The organism is Stenotrophomonas sp. YJH_SMC_54, from assembly GCF_059368435.1.
Window position 1 is genome coordinate 157,425 of record NZ_JCAFRS010000006.1, and the last position, 16,056, is coordinate 173,480.

Annotated in this window: 13 protein-coding genes and 3 tRNA genes; 7 read left to right on the forward strand and 9 right to left on the reverse strand. The window is 66.8% G+C overall.

Annotated features, from left to right (window positions below):
- Positions 1–11: 11 nt before the first annotated feature.
- The 3 genes from rlmB to rnr all read right to left on the reverse strand — a co-directional run bounded on the left by rlmB (position 12) and on the right by rnr (position 3,943).
- Positions 12–755 (reverse strand): 23S rRNA (guanosine(2251)-2'-O)-methyltransferase RlmB, encoded by a 744-nt coding sequence (gene rlmB / locus AC5P5S_RS09365; RefSeq protein WP_005408775.1) that lies wholly within the window; start codon positions 753–755, stop codon positions 12–14.
- 151 nt (positions 756–906) lie between these two features.
- Positions 907–1,389, reverse strand: a complete 483-nt coding sequence (locus AC5P5S_RS09370; RefSeq protein WP_005408774.1) for a GFA family protein — start codon at positions 1,387–1,389, stop codon at positions 907–909.
- 94 nt (positions 1,390–1,483) lie between these two features.
- Positions 1,484–3,943, reverse strand: coding sequence for a ribonuclease R (rnr, locus tag AC5P5S_RS09375; RefSeq protein WP_062607517.1), 2,460 nt, complete (start codon positions 3,941–3,943; stop codon positions 1,484–1,486).
- 128 nt (positions 3,944–4,071) lie between these two features.
- Here rnr and AC5P5S_RS09380 point away from each other — a divergent pair.
- Together AC5P5S_RS09380 and AC5P5S_RS09385 are read left to right on the forward strand one after the other, a co-directional pair.
- Positions 4,072–4,156, forward strand: a tRNA-Leu gene (locus AC5P5S_RS09380).
- 205 nt (positions 4,157–4,361) lie between these two features.
- A tRNA-Leu gene (locus tag AC5P5S_RS09385) sits at positions 4,362–4,446 on the forward strand.
- A 56-nt stretch (positions 4,447–4,502) separates the two neighbouring features.
- On the opposite strand, the gene AC5P5S_RS09390 is transcribed toward AC5P5S_RS09385, so the two are convergent.
- Positions 4,503–5,249 (reverse strand): sulfite exporter TauE/SafE family protein, encoded by a 747-nt coding sequence (locus AC5P5S_RS09390; protein WP_033834104.1) that lies wholly within the window; start codon positions 5,247–5,249, stop codon positions 4,503–4,505.
- Between the two features lie 99 nt (positions 5,250–5,348).
- Here AC5P5S_RS09390 and AC5P5S_RS09395 point away from each other — a divergent pair, with 99 nt between their 5' ends.
- From AC5P5S_RS09395 to AC5P5S_RS09405, 3 genes are all read left to right on the forward strand, one after another.
- Entirely contained in the window at positions 5,349–6,248 is a 900-nt protein-coding gene (locus tag AC5P5S_RS09395) for a LysR family transcriptional regulator (protein ID WP_062607515.1), read from the forward strand.
- A 50-nt stretch (positions 6,249–6,298) separates the two neighbouring features.
- A tRNA-Leu gene (locus AC5P5S_RS09400) sits at positions 6,299–6,383 on the forward strand.
- Positions 6,384–6,707: 324 nt separating this feature from the next.
- Positions 6,708–6,986, forward strand: coding sequence for a hypothetical protein (locus AC5P5S_RS09405; protein WP_049395927.1), 279 nt, complete (start codon positions 6,708–6,710; stop codon positions 6,984–6,986).
- A gap of 111 nt (positions 6,987–7,097) precedes the next feature.
- Here the strand turns inward: AC5P5S_RS09405 and emrB are convergent, their stop codons facing one another.
- From emrB to emrR, 4 genes are read right to left on the reverse strand one after another with little or no spacing between them, the layout of a single operon-like run.
- Positions 7,098–8,684, reverse strand: coding sequence for a multidrug efflux MFS transporter permease subunit EmrB (emrB, locus tag AC5P5S_RS09410; RefSeq protein ID WP_005408769.1), 1,587 nt, complete (start codon positions 8,682–8,684; stop codon positions 7,098–7,100).
- Positions 8,685–8,691: 7 nt separating this feature from the next.
- Complete coding sequence (gene emrA / locus AC5P5S_RS09415; protein WP_005408768.1) at positions 8,692–9,873, reverse strand: multidrug efflux MFS transporter periplasmic adaptor subunit EmrA; 1,182 nt, start codon at positions 9,871–9,873, stop codon at positions 8,692–8,694.
- 11 nt (positions 9,874–9,884) lie between these two features.
- Positions 9,885–11,378 (reverse strand): multidrug efflux transporter outer membrane subunit EmrC, encoded by a 1,494-nt coding sequence (gene emrC / locus AC5P5S_RS09420; protein ID WP_062607513.1) that lies wholly within the window; start codon positions 11,376–11,378, stop codon positions 9,885–9,887.
- Positions 11,375–11,818, reverse strand: a complete 444-nt coding sequence (gene emrR, locus AC5P5S_RS09425; RefSeq protein WP_005408766.1) for a multidrug efflux system transcriptional regulator EmrR — start codon at positions 11,816–11,818, stop codon at positions 11,375–11,377. The genes emrC and emrR overlap by 4 nt, the downstream gene beginning before the upstream one ends.
- Positions 11,819–11,990: 172 nt before the next feature.
- Between emrR and AC5P5S_RS09430 the strand changes: the two genes are divergently transcribed.
- Positions 11,991–12,872 carry a helix-turn-helix domain-containing protein gene (locus AC5P5S_RS09430; protein WP_005408765.1) on the forward strand — a complete coding sequence of 294 codons (882 nt, stop codon included), beginning with the start codon at positions 11,991–11,993 and terminating at the stop codon, positions 12,870–12,872.
- Between the two features lie 59 nt (positions 12,873–12,931).
- Entirely contained in the window at positions 12,932–15,175 is a 2,244-nt protein-coding gene (gene parC / locus AC5P5S_RS09435; RefSeq protein WP_005408764.1) for a DNA topoisomerase IV subunit A, read from the forward strand.
- Positions 15,176–15,516: 341 nt separating this feature from the next.
- Here parC and bfr read toward each other — a convergent pair whose 3' ends face one another.
- A complete protein-coding gene (gene bfr, locus AC5P5S_RS09440; protein ID WP_062607511.1) occupies positions 15,517–16,005 on the reverse strand; it encodes a bacterioferritin in 489 nt (162 codons plus the stop codon).
- Positions 16,006–16,056 lie beyond the last annotated feature (51 nt).

The following is a 16,056-nucleotide window of genomic DNA, read 5'->3' on the forward strand; positions in this document are numbered from 1 at the left end:
CGACCCCGAAATCAACCGCGCTGGCGCACGGCCTCGAACAGGCTGACGCCCGCGGCGACGGAAACATTCAGGCTCTCGATCTCGCCCGGCATCGGGATCTTGACCAGGCCATCGCAGTTCTCGCGGGTCAGGCGGCGCAGGCCATCGGCCTCGCCACCCAGCACCAGGGCAATGTTGCCCTTCAGGTCCAGCTGGTAGAGCGAAGCGGTGGCTTCGCCGGCCAGGCCGTAGATCCACACGCCCTGCTTCTGCAGGTCCTTCAGGCAGCGCGACAGGTTGGTCACCGCCACCACCGGGATCAGATCGGCGGCACCGGCCGAGGTCTTGCGCACGGTCGCGTTCACCGTGGCCGACTTGTCCTTGGGGATGATCACGGCAGTGGCGCCTGCGGCAGCCGCCGAGCGCAGGCAAGCGCCAAGGTTGTGCGGGTCCTGCACTTCGTCCAGCACCAGCAGCAGGGCCTTGCCCTCGGCTGCGGTGACCAGGCCCTCCAGCTCGTTCTCGCTGTAAGTGCGGGCGGCGGCATAGCGAGCGGCCACGCCCTGGTGGCGTACCGAACCGCCGACACCGTCCAGCGCCTGGCTGTTCACCTTGCGCACGTCGATGCCCTTGCGGCGGGCGTTTTCCTCGATCTCGGTCAGGCGCGGGTTCTTCGCACCGGCCTCGACCAGCACTTCGCGGACGTTCTCGGCGTCGTTCTCGATGGAGGAGGCGACGGCGTTGACGCCGACGATCCACTGGCTGTTCTTGCTCATGCGGGCGGGGACCGGAAAGGGGGTGGCTATGGTAGAGCATCGGCGGGCCGGGCGCTGCGGCGGGGCCGTGTTGAGCCGAGCCTGCGCTCGCTGCCCGGGCTGAGGCCGCGGCGACCTGCCAACCGAGCCTGGGCTCGGCGCTACAGGGGCGTTACCGGCTGCGCGGCGGCCAGTGCGGGGTGTCGTGGTCCGGGTGCTGATGGGACACGATGGTGGCCAGGAACTCCAGCGCCGCGATGTCTTCCTCGGTACGACGGGCCGGCAGGCTGGCCAGCGTATCGACGAACGGCAGCTTGCGCTCGACCCCGTACTGGATCGTCGGCGGCAGGCGCTCGGGTTCGTCAAAGGCACCGGCCGCCACCGCCACACCGTCCGGCGCCTCGTAGCTCAGCGGCGTGCCGCAGTCGGCACAGAAGCCCCGGCGCACCACGTTGGAGGACTGGAAATAGCGCGGCTGGCCACGGGTCCAGCTGAACTGCACGCCGCGCACCGACACCAGCGGTGCGTAGTAGGCACCGAAGGCCTTCTGGCACATCCGGCAATGACAGATCGAACTGTCGGTCAGCGCGCCACGCACCTGGAAGCGGATCGCGCCGCACTGGCAGCCGCCACTGTATTCGGGTTGGCCCTGCATGCGATGTCTCCTGGTAGTGCCGGCCGCTGGCCGGCAACCCGTCGGTGCCGAGGGTGCCATGGATGCCGGCCAGCGGCCGGCACTACCACGGTCATCAGTATTTCTCTTTCTTCCGCTTGGCCGGCTTGCCACGCTCGGGCAGCGGCGGCAGGCCATCGCCTTCGTCCTCGCCCTTGTGCTCGACCAGGCGGAAGTCGATCTTGCGCTCTTCCATGCTGGCCTTCAGTACCAGGATCCGCACGCGATCACCCAGACGGTAGCTGCTGCCGCGGCGTTCGCCGGTCAGCGTCTTGCGCGTGGCGTCGAACTTGTAATAGTCCTGCGGCAGCTGGGTCACGTGCACCAGGCCCTGCACCTTCGACTCGTCCAGTTCCACGAACAGGCCGAAGCTGGTCACGCCGCTGATCACGCCATCGAACTGGCCACCCACGTGCTTTTCCATCCACGCCGCGCGGTAACGCTCGTCGACCTCGCGTTCGGCTTCATCGGCACGGCGCTCGCGCTCGGAGCACTGCAGCGCCAGCGCAGCCATTTCGCGCGCGTTGTAGGTGAACTTGTCCAGCGGTTTGCCGGACAACGCGTGCTTGATCGCGCGGTGTACCAGCAGGTCGGGGTAACGACGGATTGGCGAGGTGAAGTGCGCGTACGCCTCCAGTGCCAGGCCGAAATGACCGTGGTTTTCCGGGCTGTAGATCGCCAGGCTCTGGCTGCGCAGCAGCACCGATTCCAGCAGCGTGGCATCGGGGCGGTCGCGGATCTTCTTCAGCAGCTTGGTGTAATCGCCCGGGCGCACCTTCGACCATGGCGGCAGGCTCAGCTTGAACTCCTTGAGGAATTCCAGCAGGTCGGCGTACTTGGTTTCCGGCGGCTTCTCGTGGATGCGGTACGGGGCCGGCACATGGCGCGACAGCAGGTACTTCGCCGCCTCCACATTGGCCGCGATCATGCATTCCTCGATCAGCTTGTGCGCGTCGTTGCGCACCAGCATGCCGGCCTGGGTCACTTCACCGCGGTTGTCCAGCACGAAGCGCACTTCGCTGCTTTCGAACTCGATGGCGCCACGCTTGGCACGCGCCTTGGACAGGACCTTGTACAGCTGGTGCAGGCGCTGCACCTGCGGCAGCAGGTCGCCCATCCAGGCCTTGGTATCGGCATCGTCCTCGCCCACCGCCTTCCACACCTGGGTGTAGGTCAGGCGCGCATGCGAGTTCATCACCGCTTCGTAGAAGCGCGAATGCGTGACCAGGCCGTCGCGGTCGATCTGCATGTCGCAGACGAAGCACATGCGGTCGACCTTCGGCATCAGCGAACAGATGCCGTTGGAGAGCGTCTCCGGCAGCATCGGCACCACGAAGCCCGGGAAGTACACCGAGGTGGCACGCTTCTGCGCCTCTTCGTCCAGTGGCGTGCCGGGCCGGACGTAGTTGGAGACATCGGCAATCGCCACCACCAGCCGGAAGCCATCGGCGTTCGGCTCGCAGTACACCGCGTCGTCGAAGTCCTTGGCATCTTCACCGTCGATGGTGACCAGCGGCATGCTGCGCAGGTCCACGCGGTCGCCGATCATCGCCGGCTCGACCACCAGCGGCACCGAGGCGGCTTCGTCCAGCACTTCCTGCGGGAACTCGAACGGCAGTTCATGGCCGTGGATGGCGGTCTCCACCACCAGCGAGGCGGTCAGCTTGTCGCCGAGCACGGCGATGATGCGGCCGATCGGCGGGCGACGGCTGTCCGGCGCCTGGGTCAGTTCGCAGACCACCAGCTGGCCGTCGCGCGCACCACCGGTCTGGTCCGGCGGCACCTGCACGTTGCGCTGCACGCGCTTGTCGTCGGGCACCACGTAGTTGATGCCCATCTCGACGCTGAAGCGACCGATCAGACGGGTCATGCCGCGCTCCAGCACGCGGGCGATGCTGCCTTCGCGTCGGCCACGGTGGTCGATGCCGGTCACGCGGGCCAGCACCTTGTCGCCGTGCATGACCTTGCGCATTTCATACGGCGGCAGGAACAGGTCGTCGCCGCCCTCGACCGGGCGCAGGAAGCCGAACCCCTCCGGGTTGGCGATCACCACGCCGGTGACCAGGTTCAGGGTCTGGATCGGGGCGAAGCCGCCGCGGCGGTTCTGCACCAGCTGGCCGTCGCGGACCATGGCGCCGAGCCGGCGCGACAGTGCTTCGGCACGGTCCGGGGCGGTCAGGCCCAGGCGTGCGCCCAGTTCCTCTGCCGTCTGCGGCCCTTCGCAACGCTCCAGCAGGGCCAGGATGGCTTCGCGGCTGGCGATGGGCTGTTCGTACTTCTCTGCTTCGCGGGCGGCATAGGGATCGTCGATCACCTTGCCGGTCGGCGGCAACTTGCGGCCCGGGGCCGGGCCCGGTGCGTCGCTGCTGCGGACCTTGCGGCCACGCGGCGGTGCGCCGCCTTCATTCAATTCGGGGAACCAGCCCGGCAACGGCTTGCCCGGCTTGGTGGTGCGGGCCGTGCCCGCCTTGGCGCCCTTCTTCGGGGCCTGGCCGCGGGAGGTGCTCCCGCCCTTGCTTGGTTTTTTGGTAGTCATCGCCCTACATGGTAGCCGTTGACGGCGTGCAGAACGGGTCAGTGGCCGTCTTGACGGCCTTGCGTGAAAAATATTCAGGAAGTCGTTGACAGCCTGCGGATTCATCTTCACAATTGCGCCTCTGGAACGCCCAGGTGGCGGAATTGGTAGACGCACTAGTTTCAGGTACTAGCGGGTAAAACCGTGGAGGTTCGAGTCCTCTCCTGGGCACCAACGAAAAAACTCCTCGCTTCGGCGGGGATTTTTTTTGCCTGCAATCCAGCAACGGGGCCGAATTTCTTTCCGAAGGAAAGCGCTCCGCCCCCAAGCGAGTGAGATGGGGTCAGAGCCCGCTCCGCACGCGAAACGGGGGCCGACACCGGATCCAGAAAAAGTGTTGACACCCCCGTAACAACACCCCATAATATCGCTCCTCGACGCCCAGGTGGCGGAATTGGTAGACGCACTAGTTTCAGGTACTAGCGGGTAAAACCGTGGAGGTTCGAGTCCTCTCCTGGGCACCACGTCGAGAATGAGAAAAACCCGCGAGAGCGGGTTTTTTCATGCCCGGAATCCGGCATCAGAGCAGCGGCCGCAGCACCAGTTCCAGCCCGAGCAGCAGCAGGAAACCCAGGAAGCAGCCCCGGAACACCCGCGCACTGATGCGCTGCCGGATCACCTGCCCCAGCCACATGCCCAGCAATGCCGGCAGCACCGCCAGCGCACTCAGCCCCAGCTGCTGGATGCCGAATGCGCCGTGCAGCACCAGACCGGCGGTCAGCGAAATCGTTGACACCGTGAACGCCAGCCCCAGCGCCTGCACCAGCTCCTCGCGCTGCAACCCCAGCGACTGCAGGTACGGCACCGCCGGCATCACGAACACGCCGGTGGCGCCGGTCACCACGCCCGACAACGCCCCCACCAGCGGCCCCAGCCAACGCTCGCGCCGCTGCTGCACGCGGAACACCGGCGCAAGCAACGCATAGGCGGCATAGACCACCAATGCCACGCCCAACGCAACGCGCGACCAAGTGCGATCGACCCGCACCAGCAGCGCCGCCGAGCCCAGCGTCACCACCACCACGGCCAGCATCATCGGCCACAGGCGCCGCACGATACGGTCCAGTGACGGCCCGGACAACAGCTGCCACGCATTGGTGACGAAAGTGGGAATGAACAGCATCGACGCTGCCGCCACCGGCGACAGCGTGCTGCCCAGCAGCCCCATCGCCACCGTCGGCAACCCCATGCCAGTCACACCCTTGACCACACCGGCCAGCACGAACACCGCCACCAGCAGCACGTAGAAGTACATTGATTCATTCATGCCTTCATTGGATCGGCCGGCCGCTCGGCGCACAATGCGGTGTTTCCGGCCTTGCCTTCGGCTGATCCGAAGGCGCAGCCGTTGCGATGAGGGCATCACATGCGGATGGATATCGCCGACCTGCGCCTGTTCCTGGCGATTGCCGAGGCGGGCAGCATCACGGCCGGCGCAGCGCAGGCAAACCTGGCACTGGCGTCGGCCAGCGAACGCCTGCGCACGATCGAAGCCGATGCCGGCACCGCGTTGGTGAACCGGCACCCCCGCGGCGTCAGCCTGACCGAAGCCGGCGCCGCCCTCGCCCACCATGCACGATTGATCCTGCAGCAGCAGGCGCAGCTGCGCGGTGAACTGCAGGCGTTCGCGCACGGCGCGCGCGGCACACTGCATCTGTATGCCAACACCGCAGCACTGACCAACTACCTGCCTTCGCGGCTGGCACCGTGGCTGGCCGAACGCCCGCGCCTGCACGTGGAACTGCTGGAGCGCACCAGCCCCGAAGTCGTGCGTGCGATCAACGCTGGCCAGGCCGAAGCCGGCATCATCAGTGATGCGGTCGACGCTGCCGGCCTGCAGCAGCACGTGGTCGCCGAAGATCCACTGGTGATGCTGCTGCCCGCGGAACACCGCTTCGCATCGCGGCGCAGCGTGGCCTTCGCCGATGTTTCCGGCGAGACCTTCGTCGCGCTGGCCGACGGCAATGCACTGCAGGCCTACATCGAAGACCAGGCACGCGACATCGGGCGACGCCTGGACGTGCGCATCCGCATGAAGACGTTCGAAGGCGTGTGCATCATGGTCGGCCACGGCATTGGTGTCGGCATCGTGCCGCGTACCATCGCCCGCCAGCATCGACGCAATACGCGTACTGTTGCGGTTCCGCTTGCAGATGCTTGGGCACAGCGACGCCTGTGCGCCTGTTTCGCCGAATGGGCGCAGCTGTCACCGGCGATGCGCAGCCTGCTGCTTCACCTGGGCGTGCAGCCGCAGAAAAATGTGTGAAATGTTGTTGACACACTCTCTGCCGTCCCGCACAATTCATCTCCTGAGTCGCCCAGGTGGCGGAATTGGTAGACGCACTAGTTTCAGGTACTAGCGGGTAAAACCGTGGAGGTTCGAGTCCTCTCCTGGGCACCACGACTCAAGATGATCAAACCCGCGAAAGCGGGTTTTTTCGTTTCCGGGGTTTGGCGATCCTGGCATCGCAACCGCCACTCGGACTGTCGTATCTCGCACCGTCAGGGCGTCGTCTGCGGGTGCATACCTCCTCCCGGCGCGTCGTCACCGGACCTTGAACGGCCCCCTTTTGGGGCGCATTTCACGTTCCCCGTTCAATTCGTACTTTTCCTAGTCGAGATCCACCCGATTCCTTTTCGGTGGGAGGCAGATTTGCGGGAGCCGGTTGCAGGTGTATCGCCACGACCTGACCAGCGCCCCTCCTCTCCCCCAAAGGACGCACCAATGCAGCGCAGCATCATCTGCCCACACTGCCATACCGGCTCGAACCACGGCGTAAGCGTATGCGTGGGATGCCAGGCCGAGGTCCATTACGGCGCATCAAAGGAGGCCGTAATGCTTGTCTTTGTCGCCGCCATCATCTGCGGCGCACTTGTCGGCAGCCGATTTCAGGCCACTGCCGGCTGGCTCGCATGCGGCGCCGTACTTGCGGCGGGGATCTGGGCCATTTCCCGATTGTCTTCCGACCGGGTGGTGTTCAAACGCGTCTATCGCACGCGCTGAACCTGCGCCGTTGCACCACCCCGAGGGCAATGCCCGCGCGACCAGCGTCGCCCCAACAAAAACCCCGCCTCGCGGCGGGGTCAAAATACAGCACGGTGTTTCCAGGGAGTTTCAGTGTCCACCACCGGCGGCTGCACCCGCACCTGCGCCGAATGGCGGCTTGGCCAGCCACAGGAACGTAATGATCGCCAGGAAGATCCAGCCCAGCAGGAAGAAGATGTCGTTGAAGCCCATCTGCGATGCCTGGTGGTTGATCATGTTGTTCAGTACCGCTGCGCCGTGCTGCAGGTCGCCCTGCCCCATCGCCGTGACCTGGTCCTGCATGCCCGGCTGATAGGCCGAGATATGCTCGGTCAGGTCGGCATGGTGCACCTGGGTGCGCCGCGCCCACAGCCACGTCGTCAGCGACGCCGCGAAACTGCCACCCAGCGTACGCAGGAACGTGGCCAGGCCGGAGCCCGCCGCGATCTCGCGTCCATCCAGGTCCGACAGCAGGATCTGCAGCACCGGCATGAAGAACAGCGCGACGCCGATGCCCATGATCAGCTGTACGCCGGCCACGTGCATGTAGTCCACCTGCAGGTTGAAGTTCGATCGCAGGAAGCTGGTCATCGACAACACGATGAACGCGACCGTGGCCAGCATGCGCATATCGAAGCGCGACGCATACTTGCCCACGAACGGGGTCATGATCACCGGCAGGATGCCGATCGGCGCCGTCGCCAGGCCCGCCCAGATCGCGGTGTAGCCCATGTCACGCTGCAGCCACTGCGGGATCAGCAGCGCCACGCTGAAGAACGCCGCGTAGGCCACCACCATCGCCAGCGTACCGGCGCGGAAGTTGCGGTGCCGGAACAGCTTCAGGTCAACGATCGGATCCTTGTCGGTCAGCTCCCAGATCAGGAACACCGTCAGCGTCACCACCGCTACGCAGGCCAGCACCACGATCTTCATCGACGAGAACCAGTCCTCGTCGTTGCCCAGGTCGAGGACCAGCTGAAGCGCACCGACGCCGATCACCAGGGTGACCAGGCCGACGTAGTCCATCTTCGGCTTCTCGATCTGCTCCGGGCGCCCCTTCAGCTGGTTGCCCACCACCAGCGCAGCGAAGATGCCCAGCGGCACGTTGATCAGGAAGATCCACTCCCAGCTGTAGTTGTCGGTGATCCAGCCACCGAGGATCGGGCCACAGATCGGCGCAACCACCGTGATCATCGCCAGCAGTGCCAATGCCTGCCCGCGTTTCTCGCGCGGATAGATCGAGACCAGCAGCGACTGCGTGATCGGGTACATCGGGCCGGCAACGAACCCCTGCAGCGCACGCGACAGCACCAGCATGCCCATGCTCTGCGCCAGGCCGCACAGCAGCGAGGTGATGACGAAGGCAAGCGTGGCCCAGACGAACAGCTTGCGTTCGCCGAAACGGCGGCTGAGCCAGCCGGTCAGCGGCAGCGCGATGGCCGTGCTGACCGCGAACGAGGTGATGACCCAGGTCGCCTGCTGCGAACTGGCGCCGAGATTGCCGGCGATGGTCGGCAGCGAGACGTTGGCGATGGTGGTGTCGAGCACCTGCATGAACGAGGCCATCGCCAGGCCCACAGTGCACAGTGCGACGCTGGGCGGCAGGAACCCGGAGGCCGCACCCGGCGCCGCCGGTGCGCCCGGAGCGCCGGGCGCGGCTGGAGCTTGTGCGGACATGGCGACCTCAGCCCACCTTCGCCTGCTGCTGCGGCAGGTTGCCCTGGATGATCGTGTGGATCACCTCGTCGGCATCATGCAGCTGCTTGGCATACACGTCGGTGTCGAACACCGTGCCCTTGGCCGGAGTGCTCGGCAGCACTTCGCCCTTCTGGTCGCGCAGGCTCACTTCAGCCTTCATCGACAGGCCGATGCGCAGCGGGTGTTCGGCCAGCTGCTTGGCATCGATGGCGATGCGCACCGGCACGCGCTGCACGATCTTGATCCAGTTGCCGCTGGCGTTCTGCGCCGGCAGCAGCGAGAACGCGGAGCCGGTGCCCAGGCCAAGGCTCTGGATGCGGCCCTTGTACTTCACGTCACCGGCGTACAGGTCCGACTTCAGCTCCACTTCCTGGCCCAGGCGCATGTGGCGCAGCTGGGTTTCCTTGAAGTTGGCCTCGACCCACATCTGCTCGGTCGGCACCACGGCCATCAGGGCATTGCCCGGCTGCACGCGCTGGCCCACCTGCACCGAACGCCGGGCGACGTAGCCGGTGACCGGCGCGACGATGCCGGCGCGGGCGTTGTTGAGGAAGGCCTGGCGCAGCTGCGCGGCAGCCGCCTGCACGTCCGGCTGGGTGGCGATCACGGTGTCGTCGACCAGCGCGCGGTTGCGCTCGACGGTCTCGCGCGAGCCGGCCACGGCCGCTTCGGCGGCAGCCAGCTCGTCACGGGCATGGGCCAGTTCTTCATTGGAAATGGCGCCGGTGGCGGCCAGGTCCTTGCGGCGGGCGAAGTCTTCGCGCACGCGCTTCAGGGTCACCTGGCGGGCGTTCAAGTCCGCCTGGGCGCCTTCCACGCTGCGGTACAGACCACGGGTCTGGCGCACCGTCTTGGCCAGGTTGGCTTCGGCCTGCTGCAGTGCCACCGCGGTGTCGGACGGGTCCAGCTGGACCAGCAGCTGGCCGCGCTCCACGCGCATGCCGTCATCGGCGTTGATGGCGACCACGGTACCGGCCACCAGCGGGGTGATCTGCACCTGGTTGCCCTGCACGTAGGCATCGTCGGTCTCTTCGAACCAACGGCCGAACATGAAGTACCACAGCGCCAGTGCGGCAAGCAGCAGCACGACGATCACGAACAGGCCGCGCAGCAGGTTGCCGCGGCGGTTGGGGGCGGCCGGGGCCGCGGTGTCTTGGGTCTGGCTCATGGCGGGCGTCTTCAGGAATGCGAGGAATCGGAATGGGAGGCGATCGGTGCGCGGTCGGCGTCAGCGGGCTGGAAACCACCGCCCAGCGCCTTGCTCAGGCGCACCGAGGACTGCACCTGCTGCGACTGCAGGCCGGCCAGCTGCTGCTGCGACTGCAGCAGGGTGGACTGCGCGGTCAGCACGTCCAGGTAGCTGCCGATGCCGGCGCGGTAACGCTGCTGGGCCAGGTCGAAGGCCGAGCGTGCGGTATCGACCGCCTGCTGCTGCGAGTGCGCCTGCTGCGCCAGCGAGCGCACCGCGTTGACCTGGTCGGCGACGTCGCGCAGTGCGTCGAGCACGGCCTGGTTGTAGTTGGCCACCGCCAGGTCGTACTGCGCATCGGTGTTGGCCAGGTTGGCGCGCAGCTTGCCACCTTCGAAGATCGGCAGGCTCAGCGCCGGGCCGATGTAGGCGAAGGTGGAGCTGCTCTTCAGCAGGTCGCCCACGTTCGGGGCGACCACGCCAGCCAGCGCGGTCAGGTTGAAGCTCGGGTAGAACCTGGTCTTGGCAACCTTGATCTGCTTGTCGGCCGCTTCAACGCGCCAGCGTGCGGCCACGATGTCGGGCCGGCGGCCCAGCAGTTCGCTGGGCAGCACGCCCGGCAGCTGCAGCGCCAGCGGGTTCAGCGGCTGCGGGCGCTGGATCGACAGGCCGCGGTCCGGACCCTTGCCGACCAGCGCGGCCAGCGCGGTGCGGGCCGCGTCGATCCGCTGCTGTGCGGCCTGCACCTGCTGCTGCGCGGCCGGTACGCGGGCCTCGGCCTGGCGCACCTGCAGATCGCTGTCGATGCCGGCGCGGCGGCGCTGGCGGGTCAGTTCCAGCGACTTCTGCGAACGGGCCAGCTCTTCCTCGGCCACATCGTTGAGCTGCCACGCATAGGCGAGGTCGGCATAGGCCTGGGTGATGCCGGTGGACAGGTTCAGGCGTGCGGCCTGGGCCTCGACGGTGGCCGCATGCGCGCCATCCACGGCGGCTTCCCAGGCGGCGCGCTTGCCGCCCCACAGGTCCACGCCATAGCTGAAGTCGAAGGCGACCTGGCTGCTGCCGGCGTAATGGCCACCGATCTCGCTGCCTGCCATCGACTCAGGCAGGCGCAGCCCGGTATAGCCACCGGACACCGACAGGCTGGGCAGCTCATCGGCACGTGCGGTGCCGACCTGGGCCTGGGCCTGGCGCAGGCGCGCGTCGGCGGCGTCCAGGCTCGGGTGGCCGGCCAGGCCCTCGGCGACCAGCGCGTCCAGCTGCGCATCGCCCAGCGCCTTCCACCAGTCCTGCGCCGGGAAGCCGGTGGCGCTGAGGTCGGTGTCGGCCAGGGTGCGTTCGCTGTGCAGGCTGTCCACGTCAAGCACGTGGCCCTGCGGGTTGAGACCACGACTGCTGGCGCAGGCGGCCAGGGCCAGGGCCAGCGCTGACACCAGCAGCGCGCGCCCGGACCGGCGGAGAGTGGAATGCGGGATCGGGTTCATGGGGTCGTCAGGGAATCGCGGATTCGGGTAAGGAGGGACAGCAGCAGCGTGCGCTCGTCGGCGGAAAGATCACGCAGGGCGTAATCCATCACCGCGTCGCCACGCAGCTTCAACCGCGCCCACAATGCGCGGCCTTCATCGGTCAGCACGATCTGCAGCGCACGCCGGTCCTGCGCATGCGGTTCGCGGCGGACGCAGCCCAGTGCCTCGAGCTTGTCCAGCAGGCGGGTGACTGCGCTGGGTACCTGGTCGATGGCCTGGGCCAGTTCGTTGGCCGTGCACGGGGCCATGTGCGAGAGCACCTTCAACCCGATGTAGTGGGTGAAGCCGATCCCCAGGTCTTCTTCAGCCATGGACGCGTCGAGTTGCCGGACCAGGCCGTCGCGCACCTGGCGCAGCAGCAGCCCGAAGCTGGGGGGAGTGGTTGCAGGACAGATCATGGGGGAGCATTCTCTTCCAAAAAAAATATTTCTCAATGGAAATATTCGATCTGGCATCGAATGCTGTGTTGCAGCAGTGGGCTGGATCAATGAAGGCGCCTACCTTAATGATCTGGTCAGGTGGCCCGGTAGTACAATTCAGCCAATGGATGACACATTTCAGCCAGCGAACATGATGAACAAGGCAGAAATTCCCGCTCCCAAGCGCCTGCTCAGGGACGACGCACTGGATTGGTTCGAGCGCAACGATGGCCCACCGGTGGTCGCTTTCCGCTTCGACAGCCCGCAGGGGCTGGTCCGGGAAGTGGACTGGCACCACCACCAGCGCGCCCAGCTGATCTGTGTCGAGCGTGGCCTGCTGACCACCCGCACCTCGCACGGGACGTGGTCGCTGGCGCCGGGTTCGGCCGGCTGGATGCCGCCGCTGGAGCCGCATACGGTGACCCTGGACGGTCCGCTGCGCGGCTGGGGCATGGCGCTGGCCGCGCCGGCCTGCGCCACCCTGCCCGCCGATCCCTGCGTACTGGGCCTGTCCAAGCTGGCGCAGGCGCTGGCCGACCGCATCTGCGAATGGCCGCTGGGCTATGACACCACGCCCGAGCGCCAGCACATCATCGAGGTGCTGCTGGACGAGATCCGCACCGCGCCGCGCCAGCGCATGCACCTGCCGATGCCGCACGACCGGCGCCTGCTGAAGATCGCCTCGCAGCTGCTGGCCGACCCGTCCGACGAGCGCAGCCTGGCCGAATGGGCGCATTGGGCCGGCCTGTCGCCGCGCAGCCTGACCCGTCACTTCCGCGACGAGACCACGCTCAGCTTCGCCCAGTGGCGGCAACAGGCCCGCCTGTCCGAAGCCCTGCGCCAGCTGACCGATGGCCGCAGCGTGGCCGACATCGCCCATGCACTGGGCTTCAGCAGTGCCAGTGCCTTCGTCACCGTGTTCCGCCGCCACTTCGGGCTGCCACCGGGGCGCTATCTGGCGCGGGCCGGGCATGGCCTCGAAACCGGGCTGGACCCTGCACGTGGCTTGGCATCCCCCGCCGCATCCGGATAATCACAGGATTGCGAGCGGCGACCGCCGTCGCCGCCTCCCGACATAGGTAACAACGCCGCATGACCGAACTTGCCCGCCCCGTGTTCCACGGATTCGAACAACTGCCGCTGCGCGAGTACGCCGAACGCGCCTACCTCGACTACTCGATGTACGTGGTCCTGGACCGCGCCCTGCCGTTCATCGGCGACGGCCTGAAGCCGGTGCAGCGCCGCATCATCTATTCGATGAGCGAGCTGGGCCTGAATGCCGCGTCCAAGCCGAAGAAGTCCGCGCGCACCGTCGGTGACGTCATCGGTAAGTACCACCCGCACGGCGACAGCGCGTGCTACGAGGCGCTGGTGCTGATGGCGCAGCCGTTCTCGTACCGCTACCCGCTGATCGAGGGCCAGGGCAACTTCGGCTCCAGCGATGACCCGAAGTCGTTCGCGGCGATGCGTTACACCGAATCCAAGCTGACCCCGATCGCCGAAGTACTGCTGGGCGAACTGGGCCAGGGCACCACCGACTGGGCACCGAACTTCGACGGCACCCTGCAGGAACCGACCTGGATGCCAGCGCGGCTGCCGCACCTGCTGCTGAACGGCACCACCGGCATCGCCGTGGGCATGGCCACCGACGTGCCGCCGCACAATCTCAACGAGATCGTCAGCGCACTGCTGCACCTGCTGGACAACCCCGATGCGACCGTGCGCGACCTGTGCGAGCACGTGCAGGGCCCGGACTACCCGTCCAGCGCCGAGATCATCACCGCCGCCAACGATCTGCGGAACATCTACGAGACCGGCAACGGCAGCGTGCGTGCGCGTGCGACCTTCAACAAGGAAGCCAACAACATCGTGGTGACGGCGCTGCCGTTCCAGGTGTCGCCGTCGAAGGTGATCGAGCAGATCGCCGCGCAGATGCGCGCCAAGAAGCTGCCGTGGCTGGAAGACATCCGCGACGAATCCGACCACGCCAACCCGGTGCGCGTGGTGCTGGTGCCACGTTCCAACCGCGTCGACGCCGACCAGCTGATGGGCCACCTGTTCGCGACCACGGACCTGGAGCGCAGCTACCGCGTCAACCTCAACGTGATCGGGCTGGACGGCCGTCCGCAGGTGAAGAACCTGAAGATGCTGCTCAGCGAATGGCTGACCTTCCGCAGCAACACCGTCACCCGCCGCCTGCAGCACCGCCTGCAGAAGGTCGAGCGCCGCCTGCACCTGCTGGAAGGCCTGCTGGTCGCCTTCCTCAACCTGGACGAGGTGATCCACATCATCCGTACCGAGGACGAACCGAAGGCGGCGCTGATCGCGCGCTTCGGCCTGTCCGAGGAACAGGCCGAGTACATCCTGGAAACCAAGCTGAAGCAGCTGGCCCGCCTGGAGGAGATGAAGATCCGCGGCGAGCAGGACGAGCTGGCCAAGGAACGCGAGAAGATCCTCGGCATCCTCGACAGCAAGGCCAAGCTGAAGAAGCTGATCCGCGACGAACTGACGGCCGACGCCAAGAAGTTCGGCGACGCGCGCCGTTCGCCGCTGGTGCAGCGCCAGGCCGCGCAGGCCATCGACGAGACCGAGCTGGTGCCGAGCGAGCCGATGACCGTGGTGCTGTCGGAAAAGGGCTGGATCCGTGCCGCCAAGGGCCATGACGTCGATGCGTCCGCCCTCTCCTACCGCGACGGTGATGCCCTGCAGGGCGCGGTGCGTGCGCGCAGCACCCAGCAGGTCGCGTTCCTCGACAGCGAGGGCCGCGCCTACTCGACGCCGGTGCACACCCTGCCCTCCGCGCGTGGCAACGGTGAGCCGCTGACCGGCCGCTTCTCGCCGGCAGCGGGTACCAGCTTCGTGACCCTGGCCAGTGCCGAGCCGGATGCCCGCTTCGTGCTGGCCTCCAGCCATGGCTACGGCTTCGTCACCCGCTTCGAGAACCTGATCGGTCGCAACAAGGCCGGCAAGGCGATGCTGAACCTGTCGTCCGGCTCGTCGGTGCTCACCCCGTCGATGGTCGCCAACGTGGCCACCGACCGCATCGTGGCGGTGACCAGTTCCGGCAACCTGCTGGCGATCGCCGCCAACGACCTGCCGGAACTGGACAAGGGCAAGGGCAACAAGATCATCGAGATCCCGAAGGCCAAGCTCGCCACTGAACGCGTGGTCGCCATCGTGGCGATCAGCCCGGGGCAGACCCTGCAGGTGCGCAGCGGTCAGCGCACGATGGGGCTGAAGTTCAACGAGCTCGACGCCTACCTCGGCGCCCGCGCCACCCGCGGCCACCTGCTGCCGCGCGGCTGGCAGAAGGTGGAAGGGTTGTCGGTGGAATAAGGGCTGGGGCCCTGCCCCTGGCGGGTGTCAACCTTGGTTGACACGCCTTGCGGGAGATCAGACACGAAAAAGCCGGGGCATTCCCCGGCTTTTTCGTTGTCGGCTGGCGGGCGGTGGAGCGGCTGGCGGGCGGTGGAGCGGCTGGCTGGCGAAGGCTGGCTGGCGGTGCTCCGGTGCTGGCGGGCGACAGAACGCTGTGCTGCCGGTAGAGCCGACCGCTGGTCGGCTGCCTTTTGCTCCTGGTAGAGCCGACTGTCAGTCGGCTGCTCTACCGAAAAGCAGCCGACCAGCGGTCGGCTCTACCGGGTGGTCGCCGGGAATTGCCCGGCGCCACCTCCGGCTCAGTGCGCCGGGGCGCCGTTGCCGTCGATCTTGCTCAGCTGGTACAGCTCCAGGCCGATGCGCTTGATCAGGCCCAGCTGCTGTTCCAGCCACCAGGCGTGGTCTTCCTCCGTGTCCTTCAGCTGGGCCAACAGGATGTCGCGGCTCACGTAGTCACCCTTCTCCTCGCACAGCTTCATGCCGGCGGCGAGATTGTTCCGAACCGCGTATTCAGTGTCGAGATCCTTCTGCAGCATCTCTCCCACGGTCTTGCCCGGCTCGGTGGCATGCGGGCGCATGTCCGGGTCGCCGCCCAGGAACAGGATCCGGCGCAGCAGCGCATCGGCGTGCTGGGTTTCCTCTTCCATCTCGTGGTTCAGGCGTTCGTACAGCGCGAACAGGCCCTGGTCCTCGTAGCGGCGGGAATGGATGAAGTACTGGTCGCGGGCAGCAAGCTCGCCGCGCAGCAGTTCCTTCAGGCAGGCGATGACGTCCGGGTTGCCTTTCATGGGGGGCTCCTGTGAATCGATGCGGCATAGGGTGCCGCATTTCAAAATACG